10 protein-coding genes are annotated in these 14,158 nt (G+C 68.2%); 2 read left to right on the forward strand and 8 right to left on the reverse strand.

Features of this window, described 5'->3' with window-relative positions; translation table 11 throughout:
• Positions 1-77: 77 nt before the first annotated feature.
• The 4 genes from EJC77_RS11145 to EJC77_RS11160 are packed head-to-tail and all read right to left on the reverse strand — an operon-like array spanning position 78 to position 6,043.
• Entirely contained in the window at positions 78-1,325 is a 1,248-nt protein-coding gene (locus EJC77_RS11145) for a M20 family metallo-hydrolase (protein ID WP_125612606.1), read from the reverse strand.
• Between the two features lie 21 nt (positions 1,326-1,346).
• The gene (locus EJC77_RS11150) at positions 1,347-2,996 is read right to left on the reverse strand and encodes an amidohydrolase (protein WP_125612608.1); all 1,650 of its coding nucleotides are present in this window, start codon (positions 2,994-2,996) and stop codon (positions 1,347-1,349) included.
• Positions 2,997-3,001: 5 nt separating this feature from the next.
• Complete coding sequence (locus EJC77_RS11155; protein WP_125612610.1) at positions 3,002-4,684, reverse strand: thiamine pyrophosphate-dependent enzyme; 1,683 nt, start codon at positions 4,682-4,684, stop codon at positions 3,002-3,004.
• 36 nt (positions 4,685-4,720) lie between these two features.
• The gene (locus tag EJC77_RS11160) at positions 4,721-6,043 is read right to left on the reverse strand and encodes an MFS transporter (protein ID WP_125612612.1); all 1,323 of its coding nucleotides are present in this window, start codon (positions 6,041-6,043) and stop codon (positions 4,721-4,723) included.
• A gap of 138 nt (positions 6,044-6,181) precedes the next feature.
• On the opposite strand from EJC77_RS11160, the gene EJC77_RS11165 reads away from it, so the two are divergent.
• Positions 6,182-7,360 (forward strand): PucR family transcriptional regulator, encoded by a 1,179-nt coding sequence (locus EJC77_RS11165; RefSeq protein WP_125612614.1) that lies wholly within the window; start codon positions 6,182-6,184, stop codon positions 7,358-7,360.
• Positions 7,361-7,991: 631 nt separating this feature from the next.
• On the opposite strand, the gene EJC77_RS11170 is transcribed toward EJC77_RS11165, so the two are convergent.
• The 4 genes from EJC77_RS11170 to EJC77_RS11185 form a co-directional block, all read right to left on the reverse strand.
• Complete coding sequence (locus EJC77_RS11170; RefSeq protein WP_125612616.1) at positions 7,992-8,834, reverse strand: hypothetical protein; 843 nt, start codon at positions 8,832-8,834, stop codon at positions 7,992-7,994.
• 1 nt (position 8,835) lies between these two features.
• Positions 8,836-9,894 carry a hypothetical protein gene (locus tag EJC77_RS11175; protein ID WP_125612618.1) on the reverse strand — a complete coding sequence of 353 codons (1,059 nt, stop codon included), beginning with the start codon at positions 9,892-9,894 and terminating at the stop codon, positions 8,836-8,838.
• Positions 9,895-10,806: 912 nt separating this feature from the next.
• Positions 10,807-11,484, reverse strand: a complete 678-nt coding sequence (locus EJC77_RS11180) for a helix-turn-helix domain-containing protein (protein WP_240630135.1) — start codon at positions 11,482-11,484, stop codon at positions 10,807-10,809.
• A 193-nt stretch (positions 11,485-11,677) separates the two neighbouring features.
• Complete coding sequence (locus EJC77_RS11185; RefSeq protein WP_125612622.1) at positions 11,678-12,577, reverse strand: LysR family transcriptional regulator; 900 nt, start codon at positions 12,575-12,577, stop codon at positions 11,678-11,680.
• A 118-nt stretch (positions 12,578-12,695) separates the two neighbouring features.
• Here EJC77_RS11185 and EJC77_RS11190 point away from each other — a divergent pair, with 118 nt between their 5' ends.
• Positions 12,696-14,156, forward strand: coding sequence for an aldehyde dehydrogenase family protein (locus tag EJC77_RS11190; protein WP_125612624.1), 1,461 nt, complete (start codon positions 12,696-12,698; stop codon positions 14,154-14,156).
• Positions 14,157-14,158: the final 2 nt, after the last annotated feature.

A 14,158-nucleotide genomic window follows, 5' to 3' on the forward strand; every position in this document is an offset into this window, starting at 1 on the left:
TCTGCAGAACGGAGACGAGGGGGTCTGACAAGCTCGATCACCGGGTCTCGACGAGCTCGACCACCGACGGCCAAAACCTACGGCTGCACGAACTCCCCGGCGACGACGCGAGAAACCACCTCGGTGAGCAGGTCGACGCCGGCGAGCATGTCGGCGTCGGAGGTGAACTCGCGCTCGTTGTGGCTGATGCCCTCGGCACTCGGCACGAACAGCATGATCGTGGGGACGATGTCCTTCATGTTGGTCGAGTCGTGCCCGGCCAGCGTGCGGACCACCCCATGCGGCAGGCCCAGCGCGGAGGCACACGAGGCAGCCAAGGCAAGCCCGGCCGCGTCGTACGCCTTCGACGCCCAGATGTGCGAGGCCCCCTGCGAAATCCGGACGTTGAACCGCTGCTCGATCAAAGACACCCGCCGGTGCAGCTCCGCATCCGCCGCGGCCAGGACGGCGGCATCGGTGCTGCGCACATCCACCAGCAGGTTCACCCGGGACGCCACCACCACGGGCGAGTTCGGGAACACGTTGAACTCGCCGCAGGACGTGATCACCATGTGCTCGTCAGTGCTGTAGTCGTCCGCCACCTCGCGGGCGGCCACCACCAGCGCGGAGGCGCCCAGCAGCGCGTCCTGCCGGTCGGCGATCAGCGTGGCCCCGGTGTGCGCCTGCTCGCCGTGCACCACGAACTCGTACTTGTTCGCCCCCCACGTCGACTCGACCAGCCCGATCGTCAGACCGTCGTCCTCCAGCGAGCGCCCCTGCTCGATGTGGATCTCCAGGTATGCGGCCACGTCCAGGCTGAAGTCGCCGATCGTGCCGATGGCCTCCAGCGCCTCGCGCACGCTCGTCCCGGACGGGTCGGTCGTGGCCAGCACCTGCTCGGCCGGGATCTTGCCGGTGAACACGGAGCTGCCCATCATGGACGGCTTGAACCGGCAGCCCTCCTCGTTGAACCAGTTGATCACGGCGATGTTGAACTGCGGCTCGCTGGTGAGCAAGGACGCCACCCGGATCGCCGCATGCGCCCCCGCCAGCACGCCGTACGCGCCGTCAAAGCGCCCGCCCAGCGGCTGCGAGTCCAGGTGCGACCCGATCGCGATGTATGGTGCTCCCGGCACCAGCTCCAGCAGCGCGAACTGGTTGCCGACCTGGTCGTAACGGACCTCGAAGCCGTGCCCCTCCACGAGGCCGCGGAACCAGTTGCGGGTCTGCCCGTCCGCGCTCGTCGCCGCCTGCCGGTCCACGCCGCCGCCGGGTGTGGCGCCGAAGGTGCTCATGGAGCGGAAGTCGGTCAAGAACGACGTCGTCTGCAGGGTTTGGGTTGTCATCGTCAGTCCTCCTGTGGCTGGCTAAAGGGTGCGGGAATCGTAGCTGAAGTCGCCGTCGACGGCGGTCGCGACCACGTCGAGGGCGGCGATGTCGGGCGCGGACAGCGGGCAGCCGGACAGGACCACGAAGTCCGCGAGCTTCCCTCGGGACAACGTGCCGCGGGACGAAAGGGTGCCGGTGGCCTGCGCCGCCCATTGCGTGTAGCTGCGCAGCGCCTCCTCCGGGGTCAGTCCCTCGGATTCGCCGCCCAGGACCAGGCCGCCGTCGGTGCGCCGGTCCACGCTCGATTGCAGCGCGCGCAGCACATTGTTGTCCGCCACGGGCAGGTCGGAGCTGCCGGCCAGCACCACCCCGGCGTCCACCAGGGACCGTCCGCGGTACAGCCAGGATTCGCGCTCCGGGCCCACGAGCGCGGCGAACTGGTCACCCAGGGGCCCGATGAACGCGGCCTGCGGCGTCACGGCGATGCCGGCCTCGGCCACCCGGACAACTTGGTCGGGCCGGGCGATGCCGAAGTGCTCGATCCGGTTCGGCAGCGCGTTCATGCCGTAGGTTGCCTGGCAGTCGGTGATGATGTCCGCGGCCAGGTCGATGGCGGCGTCGCCGATGGCGTGCAGCGCGATCGGCCAGCCGGCCCGGTACGCGGCGTCCACGCGTTCCCGATACGCCTCCGGGGTGTCCAGCAGGTACCCGCTGTTGTGCTGGTGCCCGCAGTAGTCCTCGGTGACGGCGGCCGTGGCGCCCAGCAGGGACCCGTCCATGAACACCTTGACGGGGCCCAGGCTCAGCCAGTCGTCGCCGAATCCGGCGCCGATGCCCAGATCGATGCCGTTGCCGGCGCCCGTGCCATGCATGTCGGTGCCGTGCGCCGAAAGGGGCCGCAGCGCGTCCAGCGTCGGCATCAGCTGGGCCCGGGCGTGCAACTTCCCGGCGCGCCGGGCCTGCTGGTAGGCGCCGACCTCGATGGGCGAATGGCCGATCCAGCCGGCCGCGATGCCCGCCTCGGTGAAGCTCGTGATGCCGACGGCGGCGTAGCGGGTGGTGGCCGCGTCCAAGGCGTCGACGATCTGCGGCACCGCGTACGGCAACAGCAGGTCCTGCAGCAACGCCTGCGCGGATTCCTCCACCACGCCGGTCGGGTAGCCGTCGGCGTCGCGCAGCACGGCCCCGCCCTGCGGGTCGGTGTAGCCGGGCTCGAACACGCCGGCCAGCCGCAGCGTGGCCGAGTTGGTGATGGACAGGTGCCCGGAGACGTGCCGCAGGTACAGCGGGTGGTCGCCGGTGATCTCGTCCAGGCGGTGGATGTCCGGGAACTGCAGGTCGTGGTGCTTGTGGTTGAAGCCGGTGCCGTTCACCCAGGCGGAAGGCGCGTTCCTCAGTCGGGCAACCTCCGCGGACAGCAGCGCGTACAGTTCCTCCAGTCCGCGCGCCGGGGCCAGGTCGACGGCGGACAGGCCCAACCCCCACCACGTGGTGTGGCAGTGCGCGTCGATGAAGCCGGGCACGATGACCCCGGTGCCGAAGTCCTCGTACCGTGCCGCGGTGCAGCCGTCGAGCTCCTCGTCGAAGCCCACGATCCGCCCGGCGAAAACGCCCATGCGCGTGGCCCGAGGCCGGGCGTCCTCCAGCGTGTGGATGGCGCCGGCGGTGACGATCAGGTCCAGTTCCATGGTGACTACTCCGAAACCGCGGCCGCGGCCAAAGAAGGAGCGGCAACGGGGCTCGGCCCCATCGTCGCCGGGTCGGTGCGCAGGTGCAGCAGCGCCGGCAGCCCGCTGGCGAGCGCCCGCTCCAGCGCCGGGGCGAACTCCTCGGTCGAAGACACGTATTCACCGTGCCCGCCGAAGGAGCGCATCCAGGCGGCGAAGTCGGGGTTGGTCATGGCCGTGCCGGAGGGGCGGCCCGGGTAGTGGTTGCGCTGGTGCTGCACGATGGTGCCGTAGATGCCGTTGTCGACGACGAGCACCAGCGGGGTGCCGCCGTGCGCGAAGCAGACCGAGAGCTCCTGGGCGTTCATGAAGAAGTCGCCGTCGCCGCAGATCGCCACGGCCTGCCGGTCCGGGAACGTCAGCGACGCTGCGACGGCGGCCGGCACGGCCAGCCCCATGGCGCCGTTGCGCGGGCCCACCAGCGAATTCGGCTGGGTGTGCGACAGGTAGCGGTGCCCCCACAGGGTCGCGTTGCCGGCGCCGTAGGTGAGCACGCGGTCGGCCGGCAGTGCCCGCTCCAGCTCGCCGAACGCGATGCCCAGATCGACGGCGGTGCCGCGGTCGACGGCGTCCCCTCCGTCGGGCGCGGGCGTCGCGAAGCGCCGCTGGTCGGCGGCGAGGGCGTCCATCCAGGCCGGTCCGCGGGTCCCGGCGGCCGGGGAATCGGCCGCGGACCCCACGGGTAGCGCGTCGACCAGCGCGGACGGCGTGGCGAACACGTGCCGGTCGAGCCGGCCGTCGTGCATGGTGGCGGACGTGTCGGCCAGGACCAGGATGGTCTCGGTGTCCAGGCCGCGGGTGTAGCCGTCGCTGAGCACGTCGGCCCGGCCGCAGCCGATGAACACGAGCAGGTCCGCCTCGTCGAGCCGGGCGGCGAGCGTGTCGGCGCGGCCGTAGCCGAGCCAGCCGGCCCAGGCGGGTCCGCGGTGCGGCACGGCGTCGTAGGCGCGCCAGTCGGCGGCGACGGGGACATTGGCGGAAGAAGCGAAGTCCAGCAGCCGCTCTCCGGTGTCCCCGGTCCAGCCGTCCCCACCCACCACGATGAGCGGCTTGTCGGCCAAAGCCAGGCGCTCCATCAGATGGTCCACGTCAAAAGCGGCGGGCACCAGCGAAGGCAACGGCCGCGGCGTAAGCGCGGGAGCCGCCGTCGTGCGTACCAACACATCCTCCGGCAACCCGACGACCACCGGGCCGGGGCGGCCGCTGCGCGCCAGGTGAATGGCCTCCGCGACCATTTCGGAGGCCCGGTCCGGGTCCTCGAGCACCATGACGCGCTTGGCGGTGGTGGAGAACCAGCCCTCCAGGCTGAACTCCTGGAAGGCGTCGCGGCCGCGGTCGGCGACCGGGATGAGGCCCACGAACAGGACCAGGGCGGTGGCGTCCTGCCAGGCCGTGTGGACGGCGATCATGGCGTTCGCGGCGCCGGGGCCGCGGGTCACCATGGCGATGCCGGGGGTCCCGCCCAGCCGGCCTTCGGCGAGCGCCATGTAGCCGGCGCCGCCCTCGTGCCGGCACACGACCGTCTCGATGGTGGAGTCGTGCAGGCCGTCGAGGACGTCCAGGTAGCTTTCGCCGGGGACGGCGTAGACGCGCTGGACGCCATGGGTTTCGAGGGTTTTGACGATGAGGTGGCCGGCTGAGCGGGTCATGCGTTTGGGGTCCTTACTGGTTCTAGTGCTTGAGGCTCAGTGCTTGAAGCCGGGCAGGCTGACGCTCAGGCGCGGGGCGATGACGCCGGCCACGGCCGTGAAGAGCGAGAGGAAGACCAGGATGGCGGCGGCCGGCCACCAGTGGCCGGCGGCGGAGGCGACCAGGCCGGTGGCGACCAGCGGGATGAACCCGGAGATCATGCCGGCGATGTTCTGGGCGAAGCCGACGCCGGTGTAGCGGGTGCTGGCCGGGAACAGGCCGGTGAGCACGGTGCCGGAGGCGGCGTACGGGAAGGACAGCGCGGCGACCGCCAGGGTCATGCCGGCGATGACCAGGACGCCGTTGTGGCTGGTGATCATCAGGAAGGCCGGGACGGCGACGATGGCCGAGGCGATGCCGCCCCAGATGATGACGCGGCTGGACCCGAACCGTTCGCCGAGGCGGCCGCCGGCGATGAGCACGGGGATCTCGACGACGGCGGCGATCATGCCGCCGAGCAGCATCAGGCCCGCGTCGTAGTGCAGGATCTTGACACCGTAATAGACGACGAACGCGGTCACCAGGTAGAACCCGCCGACGCCGAGCATGCCGGCGGCCATGCCCACGATGATCTGCTTCCAGGACTGCACCAGGGTGGTGCGGATCGGGGCCTTGGCGGTCTCGCCCTTTTCCATGAGTTCGGCGAAGACGGGGGACTCGTCGAGCCGGCTGCGGATGTACAGGGCGATGAGCAGCATGGGGATGGCGGCCAGGAACGGGATGCGCCAGCCCCAGGCGCTGAAGTTGCCGTGGGAGATGAACAACGTCATGAGGAAGAAGCCGCCGGAGGACAGGATGGTGCCGATGGGCGAGCCGATCTGGGGCAGCGCCGCATAGCGGGCGCGGCGTTCCAGTGGGGCGTTCTCCACCACAATGGTCATGGCGCCGGACCATTCACCGCCCACGAACAGGCCCTGGGCGATGCGCAGCAGCACCAGCAGGATCGGGGCGGCGATGCCGATGGCCGCGTAGGTGGGCAGCAGGCCGATCAGGCCGGTGATGGCGCCGATGCCGACGATGGTGACCATGAGCGTCTTGCGGCGGCCGATCTTGTCGCCCATGGCGCCGAAGATCATGCCGCCGATGGGGCGGGCCACGAGGCCCACGCCGAACGTGGCGAAGGAGGCCAGCGCGGCGGCCGTGGCGTTCTCATTGGCGAAGTACTGGACGTTGAAAACCAGTGCCGCGGCGGCACTGAACAGGAAGAAGTCGTACCACTCCATGGCGGTGCCGATCAGCGCACCGATGGCGACCTTGGTCGCCTCCTTGTCGGTGATCTGCCGGGTGGCGCCGGCTTCAAGGTTTGCTGTCTGGGTCATTGCTGGCCTCCGGGGGTTGCGCTGCGGTGCGCGTGCTGGTGATTACCTTCAAGGGTGCCAGCGTTCGCTGTGATCTGGCCGCACGATTCGGAACGAGTTGTGCATCACACTTTGTGCAAAAGCACATATCATGGGGCAATGACGCTTGATGAGCCTGTTTCCGGCGGCCAAAATGTTACGAATGCCGATTCTTCCGGGTGGCGTTCCTTGCTGGCGCAGCTGTCCGTTGACGCGCTGACGGAGGATTTCATCGCCCGGGTGATGACGATCCCGGAGTACGCGAAGGCGCCGCTGCCGGTCAGCGAGATCCGCCGCACGGGCGCGTCCTCCTTTGCGGCGCTGATCGCGGCGCTGGGCCGGGACGACGACACGGCGCAGGACTGGGCGGACCGGGAGTCGATCGCCACGGACGTGGGCGTCTCCCGGGCCCGGGCGGGGGTGCCGATCGAGTCGTTGATGACGGCGATCCGGCTGGACTTCTCGGTGCTGTGGCAGGCGTTGACGGCGATCGCCACGGAGGCCGATGCGGCCGTGCTGGTGGCGCACACGGCGCGGATGTGGCAGGTGGTGGACAGCTACGCGGGGCAGACGCAGGCCGCGTACGTGGTGGAGCAGCAGCGCATGCACGACGAGGCGTTCAGCGTCCGGCAGGGCCTGGTGGCGTCGCTGTTCGGCGATCCGTCCGAGGCGATGCTGGCGCAGGTCGCCGCGGCGCTGAGGGTGGCTTTGGATGCTTCGTTCGCCGTGGCGGTGGCCGTGGGCGAGGAGGTGCCGAAGCTGCGCGTGGCGCTGGCCGCCGCACGCGCCGGCGACGCGGTGTTCACGCATCACCTGGGCGACGCGCTGGTGGCGTTCTGGGTTTCTGATTCGCGCCCGGGGTCCGTCGGTTTGCGGATTGCCGAGCGCGTTGGCGTGTTGCGCTGCGGTTTGGCGGGTCCGACGCCGGAACTCGCCTCCCTGCGCGCGTCCGCCCGGTTCGCGCGTTCGTTGGCCGGGCTGTTGCAGCCCGGTGAGGAGGGGCCGATGACGTGGGCGCGCGGCTGGGCCCGGATGGCGCGGCTGCGGCTGGACGAGTCGGGGGCGTCGGTGATCGCGCCGGTGGACGCTGCGCTTGCCTCGTGTGGCACGGCGGAGCGGCAGCGCCTGGTCGAGGCGGTACGCAGTTATCTGGAGACCGGCAGCGTTTCTTTGTCCGCCGAGCAGTTGTTCTGCCACCGGAACACGCTCATGAACCGGTTGCGGCGCTTCGCCGAGGTGACGGGTATCGACGTGTCGGTGCCCCGGGAGGCCGCGCAGCTCGTGGTGGGGTGGGCATAACGGTGGTCGAGCCCGTCGAGACCCCGGTGATTGAGCTTGCCGAAATCGGCGGTTGAGCCTGTCGAAACCGAGCCCGTCGAGACCCCGGTGATTGAGCATCGAAATCACCGTTGATTGAGCTTGGGCCCACGGCCGCGAGGGGCCCGCCCGAGCTTGCGAGGGTGAGGAGCGGCCGGGGAGCGAAATCACCGGTAGCCGTCGGTGGTCGAGCCCGTCAGACCCCCCGCAGCGGCCCGGCGTTTTTCCGGAGGCCAGGGCCGTAGGCGGCCTGACGCGTCCTTTGACGCCGCCTACAAAAATACTCCGGCTCGGCCGTCGGGGGACTACCAGACCTCGGCTCGCGCGCAGCATCGACCTGCGAGGCCCTCCCGCGGGGCGGGTTTCGCGCCCGTTCTGGACTCCGCCGGCCGGACGTCGACGGACCCGCGGGGGGCCACCTGAACCGAGCCGTTGACAACCATGGGAGCGGTGCGCTGAAGCGCTCCCCACGCCGCAGGACGCCGGAGGACAAGCGCACTCCGCTGGGTGGGTGTTGGTCGGGGCGTTTGCTCGTCTGCCCGACGCTGCGGCAGATGACACCGTGCTCGTGGGGAGCTCTGTCTTCCATGCTTGGGCAAGAAAGGCGACCGTTCTACCGTCCGCGTCCTGATCTGAAAACCGACACGAGCCGGGTGCCGAGGACGCGGAAAGCCTGTTCGATCTGCGGCGCCGGCTCAACCCCGTCCAGATCTGCCAAGGCGAGTTGAAGCAACGGAGTCGTTCGTCGGCCCGCAAATTGGCTGCCCAGCCAGTCGACGACTTCGTCGATCTGTTCGCCCAGCGCCTCGATCTCGGAGAGTTCAGACAGGCGTTCCCCGAGGCATTCGGGCGCGATGTTGCGGAGCAGTCGGAGAAGGTCGCCTGCGTCCTTGGCGATGACGCGGTCGAGGTTTCCGATCTCGAGACGCTCGTGGATCTTCACTGCTTTCGCGACGACGAGAGCGGCGGGCCCGGCGATGCGCACCGTGATCCGGCGCGGATCACTCTCCTCCAATGCAGTGATCTCCGCCGGGGCGTTGTCGTGAAGTGCGGCTTCGAGTCCTCGCGTGCGTCGTGCGGTGGTCCGTGCTTGTCCGTCGAGCGGTGCTGTGCGGCGGGTGCTGGCGGACAGCGATCCGGCCGGGACCATGAGGTCGACGACGATGCCCTCGGGCGAGAACCAATGTCCGGGGTTGCCGTGCTCATCCAAGGTGAACCCCGCGGCTGCGAGTTCGGAGCCCAGATCGGGACGCTGGGCCAGGAGATCGGGGTCGATCGCCAGATCGGCGTCGGTGGTGTAGCTCGGGCGTGGGTCGCCGTAGGGTGCGTGATGGTAGACCGCCTGCGCGCCGACCAGCACGAGCGCATCGATCTGATCGCGCATCAGGAACAGCGCATCCAAGAGTACCCGCCGTGCGGCCACGTACTCGGGGCTGGTGTTCAGCGGCCCGGCCATCTCAGATCCGCTCCCGCTCGAGCGCGTCCGCGAGTTCCTCGCCTACGGCGGCTGTGCGGCCCTGCGTGGACAGGAGATCTCCGACCGTTCGCCACGGCCACACGACTCTGAGTCCGTTCAGGACACGGATCCCCTCTTGTTCGAGGAAGTCGCATTCACCGACCAGGATGCTGCCCTTCGGATCGGCAGCCAGCTTCAGCGCACGTTCGGCGGCTTCACGATCAGGGGTGTAGATCCATGCTCCGCGGGAGGGCAGGGATGCGATCCTGCCCTGCGCGCCGAGGTACTGGTTGGCCGCCTGCACGCCGGTGACGGCGTAGGGAAGCTCGCCTGTCCGCAGCCGTTCGAGTGTGATCTCCTCGCCGAGCAGCGAGAAGTACCGGCGCGCCTTGAAGGTCTTCGTGAAGCTGTAGTCTTGGGCCCATCGCCGCGCGAGACGCTTGATATCGCTGACCACGATTGGACCCCTGGCGGTGTCGTTCAGGAACTCCTCGTCCCGGAGTAGCTCGATGACGCGGCTCACCGTCGCCACTCCGACCCCGGTTTCCCGCGAGAGCTCGCGTACGGTCGCCGCCCGCCCTTCGGTGAGGAGTTTGACGAGCACGACGGATGCCGCCTGCCCTTTCAGCGACCGGAGCCGGCGAGGTCCCTCGGTCGAATCGGGCGACGGGTTGCGGGACGCGCCCGTTCGTTCCACCCATACGAACGGGTCTCGGTTCTGGATGAGCATGTTGCCTGTCTCATCCCAGTAGGACCACCCCGCTTGCCGCAGTTCGTCTCGCGCCGCGGGTGAGAGGAACGCGGCGAGCAATACCGGAGTGCCGCTTTTCGTCCGTTCGACAACCCGGCGCACCTCATTGCGAGAGGTGAGGCTGGCCTGCTTGATCTCGACATCGAGCCGCAGGGCGTCGCCAGGGAGTACCCAAGTGAGCTGGGCGTCGAAATCTGTGTCCCGCGTCGTCGACATATGCAGCCGCTGTTCCGTCGCTCCGCCGACCTGGGACAGCGCAGACGCGAAGCCACCGAGTAAGGTCGTTCCGTACTCGGCGCTGTTTCTCATAACGAGGAACATAGCAATTTGAGGAACAATTGTCCAGCACCCAGTACGACGGCGGAACGCACCTCACGCTCGACTGTCGCCATCCGCGGCGGTCAAGCAAGTCGAGTCCCCGGTGATTGAGCTTGTCGAAATCCTCCGGAGATTGAGCTTGGGCCCACGGCCGCGCGGGGCCCCGCCCGAGCTTGCGAGGGTGGGGAGCGGCCGGGGAGCCAAATCACCGCCGGTCGTTCCAAACCGGTCAACTCCCCCAGACGCCTGGGCGGTAGCCGGTCCGGGTTGGCGCAGAGCACGGCCAAGTTGCCGACGCCTCGTGCCCGGTCGGCTGGATCAAGCACCTTCCAAGAATCGTGGCCGGCGTCGCGAAAGTCCTCCCGGTAGGCGGCACCCTTGAGGACCAAGGCCCCGAGCGCGTTCGGCATACTGATGACCATTGGGTTGCCGTCGATTGAGGTAACCGGGCAGTTCACGGTTTGTCGCAGCGCTTGCGTCCCCGCCGGCAATTGAAACGGGCGCCGCCCACCGATGCGGGGGATGATGGTCGGTGCGGCGTGGTCTGCGATCATCACATCGATTTGCTCCCTCGGTCCGGACGAACTGGCCCGCACGAATCGATGAGCTGGGGCGTCTGCGGCTATCGAGCGCTCCAACGACTATCCAAGATCGCCGAGCACTTTCGTTACACGGACAACCGAGGCCGCCCCCGTTTCGATGTGCAGGACAATATCGACATCCACGGTGGAGCGCGTCACGGCGAGACCTGCCACGATGGCATGGAGTTGGACCATGAGACCACCGATCATGATCCACTGAGTCGACGGGAGCCTCCGCGCCAGTTCCATGCACTGCGGCCACGGGCGGACCCACCCGCCAGGCGGCGTTGGTGCCTCCCAAAGGGGTCGCGATCTCGCCTGGTCACCGTCGGTCATGGAGCAGTTCCTCGAGGACGCGTCGGCCCGCACTTCGTTCCCGGGTCGCGGGTGATTCCATGAGGTCCAGGGCGATGGCGGCGACTGGTACCTGTCCGCCGCGGAACGCAGCAGTTGCTGTGACCTCTCGAATGACGACGTTCCCTTCGGTATCGGCCCGCAGCCCGAGCGCAGCCTCCAGTTCTGTCGCGTCGCCCTCTGCGACGTATCCTTCTACTGCTGCATCCCCGACGGCCAACCCAAAGCGTTCGGCGATTTCGTCGACTCCCATGGCAGCCGCACCGCTGGGGAGCAAATGGCTGCGAAGTACGTCGACGGCGTCGGGCGTTCCTTGGTACCGACGGCACGTTGAGCGGTTGCGGGAGAGAATGGCGACGTCGTCGGCGGTCAGGTCTCGCAGTCGGGCCTTCAGGCGGGCCTTCTCGGACGAGCCGATCCAATCCACGTCCAGGCCGGACAGCATGCTGAGCGCCGCCCAGGCGACGGGCTGGCTCCAGGGTCGACCGCGTCGTGTACCGGTGAGTGCCAAGCGCTCCACGGATGCCGTGTCGATGAGGAGGACCCTTCCGGCCGCGCCTGCCTTCACCAGGCGCCCCGATGACAGCAGGCGACGAACGGCGCGAGCGCCGACGCCCAGTCGTTCGGCCGCCTCTGCGGTGGTCATGGGAGTCATGCACTAATGTTCCGAGAACGGTACATTAGTGTCAATATCCTGGCAACGCCCAAGAGATCCTCTCCGGCAAGCGGCGCCAAGATCGCGCCTCTCTTCCGTCGTCGCCAACAATTGCTCGTGGGCCTGCCCGGGCACATGCGCCGTGGCGCCCTAGCATGAAATGGCGGGGTCACCGCGGCGCTTGCTACTCCGACCCGGGGGTTCCCATCGTCTGGAGGCAGGCGTCCCGGACCTTGGCGACGAGCAGCGAATCGGACATGTCCTTGCTGTAGATCAAGCTGACGCGGGATATGGCATTGACGTCGTCGATCTTCAGGTACGCCAGGCCGGGGATGGCGAACGCTCGCAAGGACGCCGGCACAACGGCGATGCCGAGGTGGGCCGCCACCAGCCCGAGGATGGTGGGGAACTGGACGGCGTGTTGGACTATGTTGAAGTCGACGTCGACGGCGTGGAACAGTGCGGAGATGTGGTCGAAAAGCCGTGAAATCCGGTCCCGGGGGAATGCGATGAACTTTTCCCCCCGGAGCTCTGCAAGTCCCACCGATGTACGGGACGCCAGGTGGTGGTCCGCGGCGACGGCCACGATGAGGCGCTCGTTTTGCAGCAGCGTCGTATCGACCCCGGGGGCGTCTTGGACTTCCCGGGCGATTCCTGCATCCAGGGCTCCGGCCATGATGAGGTCAATTTGTGCGTCCGTGGTTTCTTCTCGCAGTTCGAGCTCGATTCCGGGCCACTGCGAACGGAGATGTCGGACCACCGGCGGCACGGCGGAGATGGCGGCCGAGGAGACGAAGCCAAGCCGGAGCCGGCCGATTTCGCCGTTGCGCGCCTGTCGCAGCGCCGCCGTCATGGCGCTGTATTGGCTCAGTACCTTTCTGGCGTGTTTCAGAAGCAACTCGCCCTCGCTGGTGAGCTGAACATTGCGCGAGTTGCGGACAAACAGTTGGACCTTGTATTCCTCTTCGAGCTTGCGGATCTGCTGGCTCAGCGGCGGCTGGGCCATGTGCAGGCGCTCCGCGGCCCGGTTGAAGTGCAGTTCCTCCGCGACGGCAACGAAGAGTTCCAGACGTCTCAGGCTCATGGAACCAAGACTAGTTGAATATTGGTCCACGCGAAATAGATACTTCAGTGCGGGGTTTCCGGGGTCTACCGTTGGTTGTGAGGAAAGTCATAGATCGGCACGGAACAGAGGATAGGCAATGCCCGTATTGACCAAGCCCGCCAGCAGTTTCATCAACGGCACCTGGGTTGAGGGGTCCGGAGCGGCCGTGTCCCGCTGCAACCCGGCCGCACCGGAGGAGACGGTCACCAGCTACCGCCAAGCCGGTTCAGCGGAGCTGGAGCAGGCGATCCGGTCGGCTGCCGCCGCGGCCAGGGCGTGGGACGATCTGGGCATTCTGGCCCGGGGCCGGATCCTGTCCGCCGCCGCGGCACGGATCCGCGAACGAGCCGAAGAGATCGCCGCGGTCATGACGGCCGAACACGGCAAAACCATGGCGGAGTCCCGGATGGAAGTTGACGCCTCCGCCGATACGTTCGACTACCATGGCGGGTCGGCCCGGAATCCCGTGGGTACCGAATACCCGTCCAGTCATCCCGACGAACGGATCCTCACAGTCCGCAGGCCGTTGGGCATCGTCGGCGTGATCACCCCCTGGAACTTCCCGCTGCAGATCCCGGCCTGGAAAATCGCACCGGCACTCCTGCATGGCAACACGGTGGTGTGGAAATCAGCCAGCCACACGCCCGGGGTCTCCGTCCTGCTCATGGACATCCTGGCCGCGGCCGGTGTTCCGGCCGGCGTCGTGAACCTGCTCCTGGGCCCGGGCCCGCTGGGCTCCGAGCTGGTTTCCCATCCGATGGTGGCCGGCGTGACGTTCACCGGATCGGTTCCTGTCGGCCACCACATCCGGAGCATTGTTTGCGGCCGCGGAGCCAAATTGCAGCTCGAACTCGGCGGCCACAACGCAACGCTCGTCCTTGCCGACGCCGACGTCGAACTGGCCGCCAGCAGCGTCGTCAGCGCCGCGATGGGCTCCACGGGCCAGAAGTGCACCGCCACGCGGCGTATCATCCTGGTCGGAGATGGGCACGAGGCGTTCCTGTCGAGGGTGAAGGACAAGGTCTCGGCCCTGGTTCTGGGACCCGGCACGGATCCGGCGGTCCAGATCGGCCCCGTTGTCTCGGCTTCGGCGCGAGATGAAATCATCGCAGCAATCAGCCAGTCGTTGGCCGAAGGCGGCGAAATCCTGGCCCAGGCCGCGACACCAGCCGGCGACGGATACTACGTCCCTCCCACCCTGCTGACCGGGCCGCAGTCCATGTCCATCTGCCAGGAGGAGGTTTTCGGCCCCGTCGCCACCGTCCTGCATGCGGCCACCCTGGATGAGGCGATCGCGCTGGCAAACAATACGGCCTTTGGACTCACCGCCGCCGTTTTCACCAGCGATGAGCGCGCCGCCCGCCGGTGCGTCACCTATCTGGAGGCGGGCCTGGTCAAAGTCAACGCCCCCTCCACGGGGTCCGAACTGCACGCACCCTTCGGCGGCATGAAGGATTCAACGTTTGCCGGTCCCCGGGAGCAGAACAGCGCCGTCGCCGCGGCGTTCTTCACGCACGAAAAGACCGCCTACCTGCGCCTGGCCCCCGAGAAGGCATGATC

The organism is Specibacter cremeus (assembly GCF_003946885.1).
Taxonomy (GTDB): Bacteria; Actinomycetota; Actinomycetes; order Actinomycetales; family Micrococcaceae; genus Specibacter; species Specibacter cremeus.

Excerpts from the sequence above, each read along its gene's own strand:
- EJC77_RS11165 (WP_125612614.1), top strand. The coding sequence starts at position 6,182 with ATGACGCTTGATGAGCCTGTTTCCGGCGGCCAAAATGTTACGAATGCC.
- EJC77_RS11185 (WP_125612622.1), bottom strand. The coding sequence starts at position 12,577 with ATGAGCCTGAGACGTCTGGAACTCTTCGTTGCCGTCGCGGAGGAACTG.
- EJC77_RS11150 (WP_125612608.1), bottom strand. The coding sequence starts at position 2,996 with ATGGAACTGGACCTGATCGTCACCGCCGGCGCCATCCACACGCTGGAG.
- EJC77_RS11145 (WP_125612606.1), bottom strand. The coding sequence starts at position 1,325 with ATGACAACCCAAACCCTGCAGACGACGTCGTTCTTGACCGACTTCCGC.
- EJC77_RS11190 (WP_125612624.1), top strand. The coding sequence starts at position 12,696 with ATGCCCGTATTGACCAAGCCCGCCAGCAGTTTCATCAACGGCACCTGG.
- EJC77_RS11175 (WP_125612618.1), bottom strand. The coding sequence starts at position 9,894 with ATGAGAAACAGCGCCGAGTACGGAACGACCTTACTCGGTGGCTTCGCG.
- EJC77_RS11155 (WP_125612610.1), bottom strand. The coding sequence starts at position 4,684 with ATGACCCGCTCAGCCGGCCACCTCATCGTCAAAACCCTCGAAACCCAT.
- EJC77_RS11170 (WP_125612616.1), bottom strand. The coding sequence starts at position 8,834 with ATGGCCGGGCCGCTGAACACCAGCCCCGAGTACGTGGCCGCACGGCGG.
- EJC77_RS11180 (WP_240630135.1), bottom strand. The coding sequence starts at position 11,484 with ATGACCACCGCAGAGGCGGCCGAACGACTGGGCGTCGGCGCTCGCGCC.
- EJC77_RS11160 (WP_125612612.1), bottom strand. The coding sequence starts at position 6,043 with ATGACCCAGACAGCAAACCTTGAAGCCGGCGCCACCCGGCAGATCACC.